The sequence below is a fragment of the Aeromicrobium sp. SP1 genome, from assembly GCF_055663785.1.
The window spans coordinates 615,185-630,852 of record NZ_JBQVVK010000001.1; the positions used below are offsets into that span (position 1 = coordinate 615,185).

Genomic DNA, 15,668 nt, shown 5'->3' on the forward strand with positions numbered 1-15,668 from the left:
CCGATCTCAGGCGTGCGAGTGCAGCGGCTTGCCGGCGAGGGCCAGTGCGGCCTCGCCGAGGGACTCGTTCTGGGTGGGGTGCGCGTGGATGAACTGCGCGACATCCTCGGGGTAGGCCTCCCAGTCGACCCACAGCATCGCCTCGCCGACCTGCTCGCCCATGCGGGCACCGAGCATGTGGACACCGACGATCGGGCCGTCCTTCTCGCGGACGACCTTCACGACGCCGGCGGTCTGCAGGATCTGGCTCTTGCCGTTGCCGCCGAGGTTGTACTCGAGGGACTCGACCTCGCCGTGCTTCTCCTTGGCCTGCGCCTCGGTGAGGCCGACGGAGGCCAGCTCGGGCTCGCAGTACGTGACGCGGGGGATGCCCGAGTCGACGATCGGCTGCGGGGCCAGGCCCGCGATCTCCTCGGCGACGAAGATGCCGTGCGCGAAGCCGCGGTGGGCCAGCTGCAGGCCGGGCACGAGGTCGCCGACGGCGAAGACGCCCGGGACGTTCGTGCGCAGGCGCTCGTCGGTGGGCACCCAGCCGCGGTCGACGGTGATGCCGGCCTCCTCGAAGCCCATCCCGGCCGAGCGGGGGCCGCGGCCGACAGCCACGAGGACGACGTCGGTCTCGATCGTGTCGCCGTTCTCCAGCGTCACGACGGCGCCGTTCTCGTGCTGCTCGACGCCGGTGAACTTCACGCCGGTCTTGAAGGCGATCTTGCGCTTGCGGAAGGCGCGCTCGAGGCCCTTGGACAGGACCGGGTCCTCCAGCGGGACGAGCGTCGGCAGTGCCTCGATGATCGTGACCTCGGCACCGAAGGAGTTCCAGACGGAGGCGAACTCGACGCCGATCACCGAGCCGCCGATGATGACGGCGCGCTTCGGGACCTCGTCGAGCTCGAGGGCCTGGTCGCTGGTCATGACGCGGCCGCCGATCTCGATGCCGAGCGTGCGCGGCTCCGAGCCGGTCGCCAGCACGACGTTCGCGCCGGTGTAGCGGGTGCCGTCGACCTCGACGGTGTTGGCGTCGACGAGTCGGCCCTCACCCTCGACGACGGTGATGCCGCCGGACTTCACGAGGCCCTGCAGGCCCTTGTAGAGGCGGTCGATGACGCCCTGCTTGTAGGCGTTGACCCGGGGCATGTCGACGCCCTCGAAGGTCGTGTGGACGCCGATCGCGTCGCCCTCGCGGGCGGTGTCGGCGACCTCGGCCGCGTGCAGCAGGGCCTTGGTGGGGATGCAGCCGTTGTGGAGGCACGTGCCGCCCACTTTGGCCTTCTCGATCATGGCGACGGACTTGCCGAGCTGGACAGCGCGCAGTGCGCACGCATAGCCCCCGCTTCCGGCTCCGAGAATCACGATGTCGAACGAATGGGGTGCGTCGTCGGGCACGATGTCCTCCGGGTAGGTGGTCTGCCGTTCATCTTGTCACCCTCGCCATGGGAGGTGCCACCGGGGCGGCACCCGTTCACTCGTGACCTGCGGGTAGGTGTCGGCACGTCGCGTCCGGGGCGTGGGACCCGTCCGGCAGACTTGTGCCGTGGGTTTGTTCAAGCGCCGTCAGCGCACCGAGGCCGGTGCGGTCGTGTCCGACCGCGACGCCAGTCGTGCCGACCTCGCCGCGCTGCGTGAGTTCGCCGCGAGCCGCAAGGGCGTCGAGGCGTTCGTCGAGCCGAAGACCGCGGTGAGCCAGATGACGGTCCTGCTGGTCGCGGCCGACGGCGAGTGGACGCGCCGACGGATCGCCTCGCCCAAGGCCGCATCGGACCTCGCGCGCGACCTGCGCATCCCGATCTACGACGCCAACAAGGTCGGCTACCCGCAGCGGATGCGCGACTTCAACACGCGGATCGCCGCGAAGCGGACGACGGTCGAGGCCGAGCGGGGCAGCTACACCGCCGCGCAGTTCGCCGCGATCATGACGCTCGAGACCGTCGCCGGCGCCGACCCGCTGCCGCGCAACCCGTCGAAGTCCGACCTCGAGCGGGTGCACCGCGCGGCCCGGGCGAAGGCGCACCCCGACCGCACCGGCGGCGACCGCAGCCAGTGGGACAAGGTCGAGCAGGCCGCCCGCACCCTGGGCCTCTGACCGCTCGGTCCCCGATGCCGGGCGCTCAGCGCCAGTCGGCCGGCCCGCCGGGGTGGTCGACGGCCGGGTCGTAGGGCGTGCGCGAGAGCACGAACGAGGCCAGGTCGAGCGCGCCGTCCGGCCGGACGACGAGTCGCTCGCCGGCGAAGTAGGCATCGAGTCCGCGCCAGCCGTCGCCGTCGGGCACGAACCGCGAGCGGCGGAAGCCCTTCGTGTCGCCGAGGACGAAGCCGTCGCCCGTCGGCTCGAGCCGGTAGGGCATCGGTCCCCAGAACCAGTCGCCGGCGATCGCCGCGACCTCCGGTGAGGCAGTGGCGGCGGTCGTGGGCGGCGTCCGCTCGGGCCAGGTCTCGTGGGCGATCGCGAGCAGGTCGTCGGCGAGTCCGCCCAGGCGCGTCGTGTCGTTCGCGAGCACCGTGACGGCCAGGCCCGTCTGCGGTTCGGCGAACAACGTCGCAAGGAAGCCGGGCATGGAGCCGCCGTGGCCGACGAGCCGACCGTGGCCGTCACCGGCCCAGATGCGCCAGCCGAGGCCCTGCGCGGTCGCCCACGGCTGTCCCGGCCGGTCGTCGACCGCGAGCGGCACGGTCATCTGCGTCCACGTCGACGGGTCGAGCACGTCCCCGGTGTCGCCGCCGGCGAACGCGGCCCAGCGGGCCAGGTCGCCGACCGTCGACCAGAGCTGCCCGGCCGGTGCCATGACCCCGGTGTCGTGCGTGGGCTCGCGCGTCTGGAGGTCCTCGGTCGGATGGCGCGAGAGGCCGAGGGCGTGGTCGCCGGAGGGCGAGAAGGTCGTCCGGTGCATGCCGAGGGGCTCGAGGATGCCGCTCCGGACGGCCTCGAACCACGGTGCGCCGCGCAGCACCTCGACGAGTCGGCCGAGCACGCCGAAGCCCACGTTCGAGTAGTGGAAGCGCGTGCCGGGCACGTGCACGAGGCCCGGCGCCGCCGCCATCAGCGCCTCCCAGGTGAGGCCCTCGGTGCGCTCCCACCACGGTCCGTTCGTCTCGGCCTGCAGGCCGGAGGTGTGGGTCAGCAGTTGGGCGATCGTGACTTGGCCGAAGGGCACCTCGGGCAGGTGCGCGCCGATCGGGTCGGCGAGATCGAGCCGGCCCTCGTCCCGCAGGCGCAGGACCTCGACGGCCGTCACGGTCTTGCTGATCGACCCGATCCGGTACTGCGTGTCGACGGTCGCGGGCGCACCGTCACGGCCGTCGACCGTCCCGGAGGCACCCGACCAAGCCACGGCGCCGTCGCGGACCACGGCCGCGGCGACGGAGGCCATCGCGCTCTCGGCCCGCTCGGCCTCGAGCCGCTCGGTGAAGCGCCGCATCGGTCGTCAGGAGGCCAGGTCGCGCGCGAGCCGGACGAGCGTGCGCACGCTGGCGCCCGTGCCACCGACCGGCGTGTAGTCGTAGACGCCCGCCTCGTTGAACGCCGGCCCGGCGATGTCGAGGTGGGCCCACGACGCGTCGCCGACGAACTCGCGCAGGAACGCCGCGGCGTAGAGCGAGCCGCCGTAGGGCTTCGGGTTGTGCTGGCGGACGTCCGCGATCGTCGAGGAGGTGACGGCCTTGCCGATCTCCTCGGTGATCGGCAGCCGCCACATCGACTCGCCGGCCTCCGCCGCCGCGGACAGGACCCGCTCCTCGAGCGCCTCGTCGTTGCCGAGCACCGCCGACGTCCGGGTGCCGAGGGCGACCATCGCCGCACCGGTCAGCGTCGCCGCGTCGACGATGTGGTCGGGCTTGGCCTCGACCGCGAGCGCGAGCCCGTCGGCCAGCACGAGCCGACCCTCGGCGTCGGTGTTGTGCACCTCCACGGTCGCGCCCGAGCGCATGTGCAGCACGTCGCCGGGACGCGTCGCGGTACCGCTGGGCAGGTTCTCGGCGATGCAGGCGAAGGCGGTGACCCGGATCGGCAGACCCAGGCGCGCGATCGCGCCGATCGCCGCGACGATCGCGGCCGCGCCGCCCATGTCGCACTTCATCGTCATCATCGAGGCGCCGGGCTTGAGCGACAGGCCGCCGGAGTCGAACGTGATGCCCTTGCCCACGAGGGCGAGGTGGGTCTTCGCGCCGTCCGGGTTGTAGGTCAGCTTCACGAGCCGCGGCGGCGCCTCCGAGCCACGTCCGACGCCCAGGATGCCGCCGCAGCGCTCCTTCTCGAGCTTCTTCTCGTCCCACACCGTGACCCGCACGCCGGTCGGCGCGGTGGCCTTGATCGCCTCGGCGAACGCGGGCGGTCGCAGGTCGGCGGGCGGGGTGTTGACCCAGTCGCGCGCCAGGCACGTCGCCTCCGCGACGACCACGGCCTCGTCGACCGCGCGCTTCGCGGCGGCCTTGCGGGCGTCGTCCGACAGGATCGACACGGTCTGCACGACGGTGGTCTTCTTGCGGGCGTCGTCGCCCTTGTACGCGAGGTACGCGTAGGCGGTCAGGACGGCCGCCTCGGCGATCGCGCCGAGGTCGGGCGAGGGCAGCCGGGTGGGATCGATGCCGACGGTCGTCGCCTTCGGCAGGGCCCGCAGGCCCTGGGCGACGGCGCGACGCTGCTGCTCGGCGGTCGGCTCGGCGGCCGTGGAGACCCATGCCGTGAGCGCGGACCCGCTCTCGGTGCTCGGCACGACCGCGACCTGCCCGGCATCGCCGGTGAATCCCAGTGCTGCCCACGGGACGCCGGCAGGCAGGTCGGAGCCGGTGGGGAGCAGGACGACGACGGCGTCGGCGGAAGGCAGGGAGGCGCGGAGCTGGACCGTGGGCATGAGGCCACCATAGTCAGCGGTAGTTTGAGGCGCATGGACCTGCTCCAGTCACCGTTGCACCCGCGTCATGAGGCCCTGGGGGCGAAGTTCTCCGAGTTCGGCGGCTGGTCGATGCCGCTCGAGTACGCCGGCGGCGGCGTGCTGGCCGAGCACAAGGCAGTCCGTGAGGCGGTGGGCCTGTTCGACGTGAGTCACCTCGGCAAGGCGCTCGTCCGGGGCACCGGCGCGGCCGCGTTCGTGAACGCGTGCCTGACGAACGACCTCGGCCGCATCGCGCCGGGCAAGGCCCAGTACACGCTGTGCTGCGACGAGGACGGCGGCACCGTCGACGACCTGATCGCCTATCTGCGCAGCGACTTCGAGGTGTTCCTCATCCCGAACGCGGCCAACACGGCCGAGGTCGTCCGGCGGCTCGCCGCGGCCGCGCCCGAGGGCATCGACGTGGAGGACCAGCACCGCGCCTACGCCGTCCTCGCGGTCCAGGGCCCGCTCAGCGACGAGGTCCTCACCGCGGTCGGACTGCCCGTCGACCACGAGTACATGTCGTTCGCCACGGGAACCATCGACGGCGTCGAGCTCACGGTGTGCCGCACGGGCTACACCGGGGAGCGCGGCTACGAGCTCGTCGTCGCGGCCGAGGACGCCCTCGTCGTGTGGGATGCGGTCATGGCCGCCGGCGAGCAGCACGGCATCCGCGCGTGCGGCCTGGGCGCCCGCGACACCCTGCGCACCGAGATGGGCTACCCCCTGCACGGCCACGAGCTCTCGCCCGAGATCTCGCCGGTCATGGCCCGCGCCGGCTGGGCCGTCGGCTGGTCCAAGCCCGCCTTCTGGGGCAAGTCGGTCCTCGAGCGCCAGCGCGCCGAGAAGACGGTGCCCACCCTGCGTGGCCTGCTCGCGCAGGGCCGCGGCATCCCGCGGCCCGGCATGACGGTGCGCGGCGACGACGGCACCGATCTGGGCGAGATCACGTCCGGCACCTTCTCGCCGACCCTGCGCCAGGGCATCGGGCTCGCGCTGCTCGACCCGGGCGTCGCCGACGGCGACACCGTCACGGTCGACGTCCGCGGTCGCCAGGAGGCCTTCACGGTCACCAAGCCGCCGTTCGTCGACCCGTCCACGAAGGAGGACTGACATGACATTCACGTGGCAGTACGAGAACGGCACCGGCGAGTCCGTCGGTCAGTCCGAGGGGTTCGAGCACCGCGGCGACGCGGAGTCGTGGATCGGCACCGCGTTCGAGGACCTGCTGGAGGACGGGGTCGAGCAGGTGCGCCTGCTCGACGACGGCGACGAGGTCTACGGACCGATGTCGCTGCGTCCGGAGTGACCGGGGCTCAGTACTTCTCGGGCAGCGGCTGACCGATCGCGACGGTCGGCTTCGGCAGGCGCATGCGCCGCAGTTGCGTGCTGCGCAGCACCGCGTAGAGCACCGCGCCACGGGACTCGGCCTTCGTGAAGCGCTTCTTCATCTCGCGACGCAGCTGGTACACGAGCAGCAGCTCGTCGGCGACGGTCGCGAGGATCGCGACGGTCCACAGGGAGAACACCAGGGCCGCGGCGCTCGGCAGGAAGCTCAGCACGAGGATCACGACGAGGATCGGCAGCATGAACTCGGCGACCGTGCGGCGACGGTCGACGACGTCGCGCGCGAGGGCTCGCGCGGGCCCCCGGTCGCGCGGCGGGAGGTTGTCGGTCGAGCCGACGCCCATGAGCGCCTCGCGCTGCTTGTCGCGCGCGGAGTTGCGGCGCTTGCGCTCGCGCTCGGCCTGCTCCTTGCGGGTCAGCGGGCGCTTCATCTGCTGCTTGCGGGCGGCCTCGGCGTCCTTGCGGCTGCGAGTCGGCCCGCCCTTGCCCTGACCGGTCTCGTCGGCTGCATCGTTCACGCCAGCGACCCTACAAGGCCGGGCCCAGCGCTGGGGTCCGTGGCTAGGGTGGGGCCATGGCAGACGGCGGCATCCGCGAGCGGATCAAGGGCCTGTTCCGGGCGCGCTCGGCGCGTGAGGACGCCCGCGACGTCGACCGGCTGCGCGACCGCCTCGACGAGGCGTACCGGTCCCAGACGCAGTTGCTCGCGCAGGTCCGCCGGGGCGTGGCCGACGTCTCCACGAGCCGCAAGCGCGTCGAGATCCAGCTCGCCTCCCTGCGCCGCGAGATCGAGTCCGCGGGCGCCGATGCGAAGGCCGCCGTCGACCGCGGCGACGACACCGCCGCCCGCGCGGCCCTCGAACGCCAGGTCGCCCTGGAGAAGGCCGCAGGGGAGTTGGGCACCCGCCACGCGCAGCTGCGGTCCGAGGAGGACAAGCTCAACCTGTCGGCCGCGGGCATCGAGCGCCAGGTCGAGGAGTTCCGGATCCGCAAGGACACGCTGTCAGCCCGCTACTCCGCCGCCCAGGCGCGCTCGGAGATCCAGGGCGCGACCGCGGGGATCGGCGCGACTGCCGGCGAGGTCGGCCGAGCGATGCAGGAGGCCGAGCAGCACACGCGCGAGCTCGAGGCCACCGCCGACGCGGTCGACGAGCTCATGAACGACGGCATCATCACCCGGCCGGGGGAGAGCCAGGACGAGGCGCTGCTGCGCCGGTTCGACGAGGCGCTCGGCTCGGTCGGGCCGCCCGTCGAGGACGTGCAGGGCGAGTTGGAGGGGGAGGGCCATGGCCCGCAGCAGATTTCGCAGTGACCGGGGGCTGAGCCTGCGGATGGGCGGCGTGGGGCTCGGCCTGGTGCTGCTCTACGTCGCGTTCGGCGCCCTACTGTTCTCAATCATCCCGAGTGTCTGGCTCGCCCTCGTGGTCTGCTTGGGCATGGCGTGGGGGCAGTGGTACTTCTCTGACTCGCTCGCGCTCAAGTCGATGGGCGCACACGTCGTCGCCCCGGAGCAGGCGCCCGAGCTGCACGCCATGATCGACCGTCTCGTCACGCTCGCCGACATGCCCAAGCCGCGGGTCGCCGTCGCGGTGACCGACATGCCGAACGCGTTCGCGACCGGGCGATCGCCGAAGCACTCGGCGGTGTGCGTCACGACCGGCATCATGCAGCGGCTCGACGCCGAGGAACTGGAGGGCGTGCTCGCGCACGAGCTGTCCCATGTCGCCAACCGCGACGTCTCGGTCATGACGGTGGCGTCGTCGCTCGGCCTGCTCGCGGGCTTCCTGACCCGCTGGGGGATGTTCTTCGGCGGCGGTCGCCGTGACGGCAACGGCCCGGGCTTCCTCGTGATCCTCATGGTCAGCCTCGTCGTCTCGTTCGTCAGCTTCCTGCTCACGCGCGCCCTGTCGCGCTACCGCGAACTGAGCGCCGATCGCTCGGGGGCCTACCTCACCGGCCGGCCGTCGAAGCTCGCCTCGGCGCTCGTCAAGATCTCCGGCGAGATGGGCAGGATCCCCACGTCCGACCTGCGCGAGGCGCAGTCGATGAACGCCTTCTTCATCGCGCCGGCCGTCAACGGCGAGTCCGTCCAGGCGCTCATGTCGACGCACCCGCCGCTGCAGTCGCGGCTCGACCAGCTGGCGCGCATCGGCGCCGACCTGTCCGAGAGGCGCTGAGCGGGTGGGTCTCCTCGACGCGATCCTCGGCCGCAGCAAGCCGCCGAAGGCCAATCTCGACGTGCTCTTCCAGGTGCCGCAGGCGGCGCTCTCGCTGCAGGCCGAGGGGTTCGACTTCAGCGGTCACGGCGCGGTGTGCTTCCGCGACTCCGAGGGTCGTGCCGACGACGAGGTGATCGCCGCGGCCCAGGAGATGATCGGCACCGACGCGACCGCGTCGACCGAGGTGCACCGCGACGAGTTCGGCTTCACGTGGCTCGAGGTCGTACGGCCCACGGGCGACGTGTCGGGGCTGGTCACCGACCTGCACGCGGTGAACTCCACGATGGCCGAGAGCGGCTTCGACACGGCGCTGTTGTGCTCGACCGTCGTGTTCGAGCACGAGGGGAATCGGCTCGCGCTCGTGTACCTGTTCAAGCAGGGCACGTTCTACCCGTTCGTCCCGGACTCGTCGGCCGCGCGCCGGCGCGACAACCCCACCGAGCTGCGCATCCGGGCGCTCATCGAGAACGACGTGCCGATCGAGCCCGAGTTGGCCCGCTGGCTCGCGATCTGGGGTGCCCCCGGCCTGTGAGCCGAACGGCGGTACGTTTGAGGACGTGACTCTCGACGCCCTCACCCGCGACCAGATCCAAGCCCTCCTGGCCGAGCAGCAGCAGGCGTATGCCGCGCTGCAGGATGCCGGTCTCAAGCTCGACATCACGCGCGGCAAGCCGTCCGCCGCCCAGCTCGACCTCTCCGACGAGCTGCTGACGGCGCCCCTGCAGGACCACCTCGCCGGCGGCGTCGACGTGCGCAACTACGGCGGCCTGACGGGGATCACCGAGCTGCGCGAGATCTTCGCGGACCTGCTCGGCGTGCCGGTCGACCAGCTGCTCGCCGGGGACAACGCGAGCCTGTCGCTCATGCACGACACGATCGCGTTCGCGCTGCAGCACGGCGTGCCCGGCTCCGAGCAGCCGTGGGGCGCCGGTCCGGTGAAGTTCCTGTGCCCCGCGCCGGGCTACGACCGCCACTTCGCCATCTGCCAGCACCTCGGCATCGAGATGATCACGATCGAGATGCACCAGGACGGCCCGGACATGGCGGCCGTGCGCGAGCACGTCGCCGACCCGGCGGTCAAGGGCATCTGGCTCGTGCCCACCTACTCCAACCCGACCGGTGCCGTCGTCAGCGAGGAGGTCGCCGCAGAGCTCGCCGCGCTGCAGACCGCGGCGGCCGACTTCCGGATCTTCTGGGACAACGCGTACGCCGTCCACGACCTGACCGACCAGCACGCGAAGTCCGCCGACATCCTCGGCCTGTGCGCCGCGAGCGGTCACCCCGACCGGCCGCTGCTGTTCGCCTCGACCTCGAAGATCACGCACGCGGGCGCGGGGGTGAGCTTCCTCGGCGGCTCGCCCGAGAACGTGGCCTGGTACCTGTCGCACGCCCAGTTCCGCTCGATCGGCCCGGACAAGGTCAACCAGCTGCGCCACGCCCGGTTCCTGCGCGACGCCCGGGGCGTCCTCGACCTCATGGCCGGCCACCGCGAGATCCTCGCGCCGAAGTTCGAGACGGTGCTGCGGATCCTCTCGGACCGCCTCGGCCCGCACGGTGTCGCGACGTGGACCGAGCCGCAGGGCGGCTACTTCGTGAGCCTCGACGTCGTCGACGGCACCGCCACGCGGGTCGTGCAGCTCGCGAAGGAAGCCGGCATCGCGCTGACCCCGGCAGGCGCGTCGTTCCCGTACGGCAAGGACCCGCGCGACCGGAACATCCGGATCGCGCCGTCGTTCCCGCCGCTCGACGAGCTGACCCAGGCGATGGAGGGCCTGGCTACGTGCGTCCTGCTCGCCGCGGCCGAGAAGGCCCTCGCGGCCTGACGTGCGCATCGTCGTCGCCCCCGACAAGTTCGCGGGAACCCTGACCGCTCCCGAGGCGGCCGAGGCGATCGCGGCCGGATGGCGGCGGACGTCGCCCTCGGCCGACCTCGTGCTCGCGCCGATGGCCGACGGGGGACCGGGGTTCCTCGACGCGCTGCGCGGTGCGTACCCCGAGGGCCGGCTCGACGTCGTCACCGTGCCCGGACCGCTCGGCGAGCCGACCCCCGTGGGCCTGCTCGTCGTCGGCGACACCGTCTACCTCGAGTCGGCGCAGGCGTGCGGCCTGCACCTGGTCGCCGAACGGCGCCCGCTGGACGCCAGCACGGTCGGCGTCGGTCAGGCGATCGCGGCAGCCCTGGAGGGCGGCGCCCGCAGGATCGTCGTGGGCCTCGGCGGAAGCGCCACGAACGACGGGGGAGCAGGACTGCTGGCCGCGCTCGGCGCGACGGCGGACGTCGCCCTCGACCGGGGTCCGGCCGGTCTCGACGGCGTCACCTCGGTCGACCTCACGGCGGTGCGTGCACGTCTCGAGGGCGTCGAGCTCGTGGTCGCGGCCGACGTCGAGTCGACGTTGCTCGGCATGTTCGGCGCGACGCGCACCTTCGGACCGCAGAAGGGCCTCACCGAGGAGCAGGTGCTGACGGTCGACCACCGGCTCGACCGGTTCGTCGAGGCCGTGTGCGGGTCGACGCCCGCCGAACGCCGGATCGCCGACGCCAAGGGCGCGGGTGCGGCCGGCGGACTGGGATTCGCGCTGCTCGTGCTCGGCGCCGAGGTGACGTCGGGGATCGGTCTGGTCGCGGCGGCGACCGGCCTCGCGGACCTCGTGGCCGGCGCCGACCTCGTGCTCACGGGCGAGGGCGCGTTCGACTACTCGTCCCGCGCGGGCAAGGTCGTGCACGGCGTCGCACAGGTTGCGATGGCGGCGGCCCGGCCGTGCGTCGTGCTCGCCGGCCGCGTCGACGTCGGCAGCCGGGAGATGCGCGCGCTGGGCGTCGAGTCCGCGTACGGGCTCGTCGACCGGGTGGGGGAGGCGGCGGCCCTCGCCGAGCCGACCCGCCACCTGGCCGACCTCGCCGAGCGCGTCGCCCGCAGCTGGTCCGCCTGAGCAAAGTCGATCTCGTGCGCGCCGATGCGGCGGAGCGGGCGGGCAGCGGCAGGTAGGATGAGGGGGAATCGAACCGGGTCGCACGGTGTTGCACCAGTGACACCACGACCATCCGTCGCCTTAGGAGCCTCGATGACCGCCACGGACCAGACCAGCACCGAGACCACGCCCGCCGACGGCATCTCCCTGACCGACGGCGCCGCGCTCAAGGTCAGGACGCTGCTCGACCAGGAGGGCCGCGACGATCTCGCGCTGCGCATCGCCGTGCAGCCCGGAGGTTGCTCGGGCCTGCGCTACCAGTTGTTCTTCGACGAGCGTGCGCTCGACGGCGACGAGATCCGCGAGTTCGACGGCGTCAACGTCGTCGTCGACCGGATGAGCCTGCCGTACCTGCACGGCGCGACGATCGACTTCGTCGACACGATCGAGAAGCAGGGCTTCACGATCGACAACCCGATGGCGACCGGGTCCTGCGCCTGCGGCGACTCGTTCCACTGAGCCTGATCGGGCGTCCCGCGGACGCCTGACGACGATCGGGGCGCGCCCACCATTCGGTGGATGCGCCCCGATCGCCTATTCTGGCGGGCGTGCATCTTGCGATCGCGGGCTCGGTGGCAACCGACCACCTGCAGACCTTTGCCGGCCGATTCTCCGACTCCCTCGTGCCCGACCAGCTGGACAAGCTGGCGGTCTCGTTCCTGGTCGAGGACCTCGACATCCGTCGCGGCGGCTGCGCCGCGAACATCACCTTCAGCCTGGCCAGTCTCGGCGTGCGACCCACGCTCGTGGCGGCCGTCGGCCGTGACTTCGTCGACCAGGGCTACAAGGCGTGGCTCGAGAACGTGGGCGTCGACTGCTCGCGCGTGCTCGTCTCGCCGACCCTGCACACGGCGCTGTGCACCATCACGACCGACGAGGCGCACGCCCAGATCGTGACGTTCTATCCCGGCGCCATGTCCCAGGCCCGCCAGATCGACATCGCGGAGCTGCATGCCCGCGAGCCGATCGACCTGCTGCTGATCGGCCCGGACGACCCGGAGGGCATGCTGCGCCACACGCGCGCCGCGCGTGAGCTGGGCATCCCGTTCGCCGCGGATCCGTCGCAGCAGCTCGCGTGGGCCGACGGCGAGCTGATCCGCAACCTCGTCGACGGGGCCGCCTACCTGTTCAGCAACGACTACGAGGCCGCCCTCATCGCGAAGAAGACGGGCTGGAGCGACGCGGACATCGCCGAGCGGGTCGGGGTCCGGATCGTCACGCACGGCAAGAAGGGCGCCGTCGTCCACGCCGCGGACGGCACGCTCGTCGAGGTGTCCGCGATCCCCGGTGTCGACGCAGTCGACCCGACCGGCGTCGGCGACAGCTTCCGCGGCGGTTTCCTGGCGGGCATCGCCGCCGGTCTGGGTCTCGAACGGGCCACGCAGGTCGGCTGCACGATCGCCGCCAGCGTCGTCGAGACGATCGGCACCCAGGAGTACCGACTCGACCGCCCGGAGTTCCTCGAGCGGGTCGGATCGGCATACGGCCCGCAGGCGCAGGCCGACATCGCCGCAGCACTCTCGATCGGGCACGAACCGACGTCCAAGTCAGGCTGACCTAACCCGCCGGGTGAACGCTCGGCTGCGTTACTGTTCTGCAAAACCACCATGTGGGTGTGGCAATCACCCGTGTGGTGGAGATCTTCTGAGAAAGGCGCTCCGTGGGTCGCATGAAACTGGCGGTGATGACCGCCCTGGCAGCCGTCGTGCTCGGTGGCTGCTCGCCCCTGGATGACTCCGATCTCCAGCGACTGGCACTGCCCGTCGCGGGATCGGACCGGTCGGACTACGTCTGGTACATGTGGCTCGGCACGTGGATCGCCGTGCTCGTGGTCTTCGTGCTGGTCTTCGGCATGATCCTGTACGCGCCGATCCGCTACCGCCGCAAGAACGTGGACGATCCGGCTCCCAGCCAGGTGCGCTACAACCTGCCGCTCGAGGCGCTGTACACGATCGCCCCGGTGATCGTCGTGGCGGTGTTCTTCTTCCACACGGTCGACGCGCAGAACAACATCCTGCGCGAGGTCAAGAACCCCGATCACACGATCGAGGTCGTCGGCAGCAAGTGGCAGTGGACCTTCAACTACCTCGAGGGCGCTCCCGGCGGTGAGCCGGTCTTCGACCAGGGCGACACCGCGAACCTGCCCGAGCTGTGGCTGCCGGTCGACGAGTCGGTCAAGTTCGACCTCATCTCGCCGGACGTCATCCACTCGTTCTGGGTGCCCGAGTTCTACTTCAAGATGGACGTCGTCCCGGGCAAGATCCCCGGCAAGGACGGCAACAACGAGTTCACCATGACGCCCAACCGCGAGGGGACCTTCACGGGTCGCTGCGCCGAGTTGTGCGGCGTCTACCACAGCCGGATGCTGTTCAAGGTCAAGGTCGTCTCCGCGGCGGAGTACGCGGACCACCTCGCTGATCTCGAGGCAGCCGGCCAGGTCGGTCGCCCGCAGGGCGCGTCGGTGGCCAACACCGTCGCAGGTCTTGAGGGCAACGGCGAGAACGAACCGGAGGACTGATGGCGACCGCAACGTTCGAGGCCCACGAGGCCCGCCCCGCGCGCAAGGAGCGTTCGCTCGGCACGAGGGCGTTCACGCTGCTGACCACGACCGACCACAAGGTGATCGGTCAGATGTACGCGGTGACGACGTTCTTCTTCTTCATCTTCGGCGGCATCCTGGCGCTCATCATCCGCGCCGAGCTGGCCCGTCCGGGCTCGCAGATCGTCGGCGACGAGACGTACAACCAGCTGTTCACGATGCACGGCACGATCATGCTGCTGATGTTCGCGACGCCGCTGTTCTTCGCCTTCGGCAACATGATCATGCCGCTGCAGATCGGTGCTCCCGACGTCGCGTTCCCGCGCCTGAACATGTTCAGCTACTGGCTGTACCTGTTCGGCTCGCTGATCGCCGTCTCGGGCTTCATCGTGCCCGGCGGCGCCGCCAGCTTCGGCTGGTTCGCGTACCTGCCGCTGTCGGACTCGATCAACACCCCCGGCATCGGTGGCGACCTGTGGGTCATGGGTCTGTACATGTCCGGTCTGGGCACGATCCTCGGTGCGGTCAACTTCATCACCACGATCTTCTGCATGCGCGCGCCCGGCATGACGATGTTCCGGATGCCGATCTTCGTGTGGAACACGCTGGTCACGAGCATGCTGATCATCATCGTGTTCCCGGTGTTCGCCGCGGCGCTGCTCGCGCTGGGTGCCGACCGAATGCTCGGGGCACACGTCTTCGACCCGTCCACGGGCGGCCCGATCATGTACCAGCACCTGTTCTGGTTCTTCGGCCACCCCGAGGTGTACATCATCGCGCTGCCGTTCTTCGGCATCATCACCGAAGTGCTCCCGGTCTTCAGCCGCAAGCCCGTCTTCGGCTACGTCGGCCTCGTCGGCGCGACGCTCGCGATCGCGGTCCTCTCGGCGGCGGTCTGGGCGCACCACATGTTCGTCACCGGAGCAGTGAACCTCGCGTTCTTCAGCTTCATGACACTGCTCATCGGCGTACCGACGGGCGTGAAGTTCTTCAACTGGATCGGCACGATGTGGGGCGGATCCGTCTCGTTCGACACGCCGATGTTCTTCGCGCTCGGCTTCCTGACGACGTTCCTCTTCGGCGGCCTGACCGGCATCATCCTGGCCTCGCCGGCCCTGGACTTCCAGCTGTCGGACTCGTACTTCGTCGTGGCCCACTTCCACTACGTCGTGTTCGGCACGGTCGTGTTCGCGATGTTCGCCGGCTACTACTACTGGTGGCCCAAGATCACCGGTCGCATGCTCGACGAGAAGCTGGGCAAGATCCACTTCTGGTTGCTGTTCATCGGCTTCCACCTGACGTTCCTGATCCAGCACTGGCTCGGCGTCGAGGGCTTCCCGCGCCGCTACGCCGACTACCTGCCCGGTGACGGCTTCACGCGCCTCAACGAGATCTCGACGGTCGGCGCGTTCCTGCTGGGCGCCTCGACGCTGCCGTTCATCTACAACGTGTGGAAGTCGCGCAACGCGCCGCTGGTCAACCAGGACGACCCGTGGGGCTGGGGCCGCACGCTCGAGTGGGCGACCTCCTGCCCGCCGCCGCGCCACAACTTCGTGTCGCTGCCGCGGATCCGCTCCGAGAGCCCCGCGTTCGACCTGCACCACCCCGAGGTCGTCGCGCTCGAGATGGAGCAGAACCCCGACGAGACCGACGCGCTGGCCGATGCCCCCGATCTCGAGGGTCGTTCCGAAGCGCTCGGGCAGTCCGATCCCAAGGCTGGTGAGTGAG

The 15,668-nt window shown here is 71.0% G+C and carries 16 protein-coding genes; 12 read left to right on the forward strand and 4 right to left on the reverse strand.

All coding sequences use genetic code 11. The annotated features are described in order from the left end of the window. Window positions 1–6: 6 nt before the first annotated feature. Complete coding sequence (gene lpdA, locus ACT26F_RS03015; RefSeq protein WP_471669000.1) at window positions 7–1,383, reverse strand: dihydrolipoyl dehydrogenase; 1,377 nt, start codon at window positions 1,381–1,383, stop codon at window positions 7–9. 148 nt (window positions 1,384–1,531) lie between these two features. On the opposite strand from lpdA, the gene ACT26F_RS03020 reads away from it, so the two are divergent. Next, window positions 1,532–2,080, forward strand: coding sequence for a hypothetical protein (locus ACT26F_RS03020; protein ID WP_471669001.1), 549 nt, complete (start codon window positions 1,532–1,534; stop codon window positions 2,078–2,080). Window positions 2,081–2,105: 25 nt separating this feature from the next. Here the strand turns inward: ACT26F_RS03020 and ACT26F_RS03025 are convergent, their stop codons facing one another. Together ACT26F_RS03025 and ACT26F_RS03030 are read right to left on the reverse strand one after the other, a co-directional pair. Then, window positions 2,106–3,413 carry a serine hydrolase domain-containing protein gene (locus ACT26F_RS03025; protein WP_471669002.1) on the reverse strand — a complete coding sequence of 436 codons (1,308 nt, stop codon included), beginning with the start codon at window positions 3,411–3,413 and terminating at the stop codon, window positions 2,106–2,108. A gap of 6 nt (window positions 3,414–3,419) precedes the next feature. After that, complete coding sequence (locus ACT26F_RS03030; RefSeq protein WP_471669003.1) at window positions 3,420–4,844, reverse strand: leucyl aminopeptidase; 1,425 nt, start codon at window positions 4,842–4,844, stop codon at window positions 3,420–3,422. Window positions 4,845–4,877: 33 nt separating this feature from the next. Here ACT26F_RS03030 and gcvT point away from each other — a divergent pair, with 33 nt between their 5' ends. Continuing rightward, window positions 4,878–5,978, forward strand: a complete 1,101-nt coding sequence (gene gcvT, locus ACT26F_RS03035; RefSeq protein WP_471669004.1) for a glycine cleavage system aminomethyltransferase GcvT — start codon at window positions 4,878–4,880, stop codon at window positions 5,976–5,978. Window position 5,979: 1 nt separating this feature from the next. Continuing rightward, window positions 5,980–6,174 (forward strand): hypothetical protein, encoded by a 195-nt coding sequence (locus tag ACT26F_RS03040; protein WP_471669005.1) that lies wholly within the window; start codon window positions 5,980–5,982, stop codon window positions 6,172–6,174. A 7-nt stretch (window positions 6,175–6,181) separates the two neighbouring features. Here the strand turns inward: ACT26F_RS03040 and ACT26F_RS03045 are convergent, their stop codons facing one another. After that, window positions 6,182–6,730, reverse strand: coding sequence for a DUF3043 domain-containing protein (locus tag ACT26F_RS03045; RefSeq protein WP_471669007.1), 549 nt, complete (start codon window positions 6,728–6,730; stop codon window positions 6,182–6,184). A 56-nt stretch (window positions 6,731–6,786) separates the two neighbouring features. Between ACT26F_RS03045 and ACT26F_RS03050 the strand changes: the two genes are divergently transcribed. From ACT26F_RS03050 to ctaD, 9 genes are all read left to right on the forward strand, one after another. Beyond that, a complete protein-coding gene (locus tag ACT26F_RS03050; protein WP_471669009.1) occupies window positions 6,787–7,524 on the forward strand; it encodes a PspA/IM30 family protein in 738 nt (245 codons plus the stop codon). Then, complete coding sequence (gene htpX / locus ACT26F_RS03055) at window positions 7,499–8,389, forward strand: zinc metalloprotease HtpX (RefSeq protein ID WP_471669010.1); 891 nt, start codon at window positions 7,499–7,501, stop codon at window positions 8,387–8,389. Before ACT26F_RS03050 ends, htpX begins: the two co-directional genes overlap by 26 nt. Window positions 8,390–8,393: 4 nt before the next feature. Next, on the forward strand, window positions 8,394–8,963 hold the full coding sequence (gene pspAB, locus ACT26F_RS03060) for a PspA-associated protein PspAB (protein ID WP_471669011.1): 570 nt from the start codon (window positions 8,394–8,396) through the stop codon (window positions 8,961–8,963). A gap of 25 nt (window positions 8,964–8,988) precedes the next feature. Further along, the gene (locus tag ACT26F_RS03065) at window positions 8,989–10,254 is read left to right on the forward strand and encodes an aspartate aminotransferase type Ic (protein ID WP_471669012.1); all 1,266 of its coding nucleotides are present in this window, start codon (window positions 8,989–8,991) and stop codon (window positions 10,252–10,254) included. Window position 10,255: 1 nt separating this feature from the next. Next, entirely contained in the window at window positions 10,256–11,362 is a 1,107-nt protein-coding gene (locus tag ACT26F_RS03070) for a glycerate kinase family protein (protein WP_471669013.1), read from the forward strand. A gap of 132 nt (window positions 11,363–11,494) precedes the next feature. Continuing rightward, window positions 11,495–11,860 (forward strand): HesB/IscA family protein, encoded by a 366-nt coding sequence (locus tag ACT26F_RS03075; protein ID WP_471669014.1) that lies wholly within the window; start codon window positions 11,495–11,497, stop codon window positions 11,858–11,860. An 89-nt stretch (window positions 11,861–11,949) separates the two neighbouring features. Next, the gene (locus tag ACT26F_RS03080; RefSeq protein ID WP_471669015.1) at window positions 11,950–12,957 is read left to right on the forward strand and encodes a carbohydrate kinase family protein; all 1,008 of its coding nucleotides are present in this window, start codon (window positions 11,950–11,952) and stop codon (window positions 12,955–12,957) included. 128 nt (window positions 12,958–13,085) lie between these two features. Continuing rightward, window positions 13,086–13,919, forward strand: a complete 834-nt coding sequence (gene ctaC, locus ACT26F_RS03085; protein ID WP_471669016.1) for an aa3-type cytochrome oxidase subunit II — start codon at window positions 13,086–13,088, stop codon at window positions 13,917–13,919. Next, complete coding sequence (gene ctaD, locus ACT26F_RS03090) at window positions 13,919–15,667, forward strand: aa3-type cytochrome oxidase subunit I (RefSeq protein ID WP_471669017.1); 1,749 nt, start codon at window positions 13,919–13,921, stop codon at window positions 15,665–15,667. Before ctaC ends, ctaD begins: the two co-directional genes overlap by 1 nt. The last annotated feature ends 1 nt before the right edge of the window (window position 15,668 follow it).

Bases quoted from the DNA above. Each gene is read 5' to 3' on its own strand.
- gcvT (WP_471669004.1), top strand. From the start codon at position 4,878: ATGGACCTGCTCCAGTCACCGTTGCACCCGCGTCATGAGGCCCTGGGG.
- ctaD (WP_471669017.1), top strand. From the start codon at position 13,919: ATGGCGACCGCAACGTTCGAGGCCCACGAGGCCCGCCCCGCGCGCAAG.
- ACT26F_RS03025 (WP_471669002.1), bottom strand. From the start codon at position 3,413: ATGCGGCGCTTCACCGAGCGGCTCGAGGCCGAGCGGGCCGAGAGCGCG.
- ACT26F_RS03040 (WP_471669005.1), top strand. From the start codon at position 5,980: ATGACATTCACGTGGCAGTACGAGAACGGCACCGGCGAGTCCGTCGGT.
- ACT26F_RS03050 (WP_471669009.1), top strand. From the start codon at position 6,787: ATGGCAGACGGCGGCATCCGCGAGCGGATCAAGGGCCTGTTCCGGGCG.
- ctaC (WP_471669016.1), top strand. From the start codon at position 13,086: ATGACCGCCCTGGCAGCCGTCGTGCTCGGTGGCTGCTCGCCCCTGGAT.
- htpX (WP_471669010.1), top strand. From the start codon at position 7,499: ATGGCCCGCAGCAGATTTCGCAGTGACCGGGGGCTGAGCCTGCGGATG.
- ACT26F_RS03030 (WP_471669003.1), bottom strand. From the start codon at position 4,844: ATGCCCACGGTCCAGCTCCGCGCCTCCCTGCCTTCCGCCGACGCCGTC.
- ACT26F_RS03075 (WP_471669014.1), top strand. From the start codon at position 11,495: ATGACCGCCACGGACCAGACCAGCACCGAGACCACGCCCGCCGACGGC.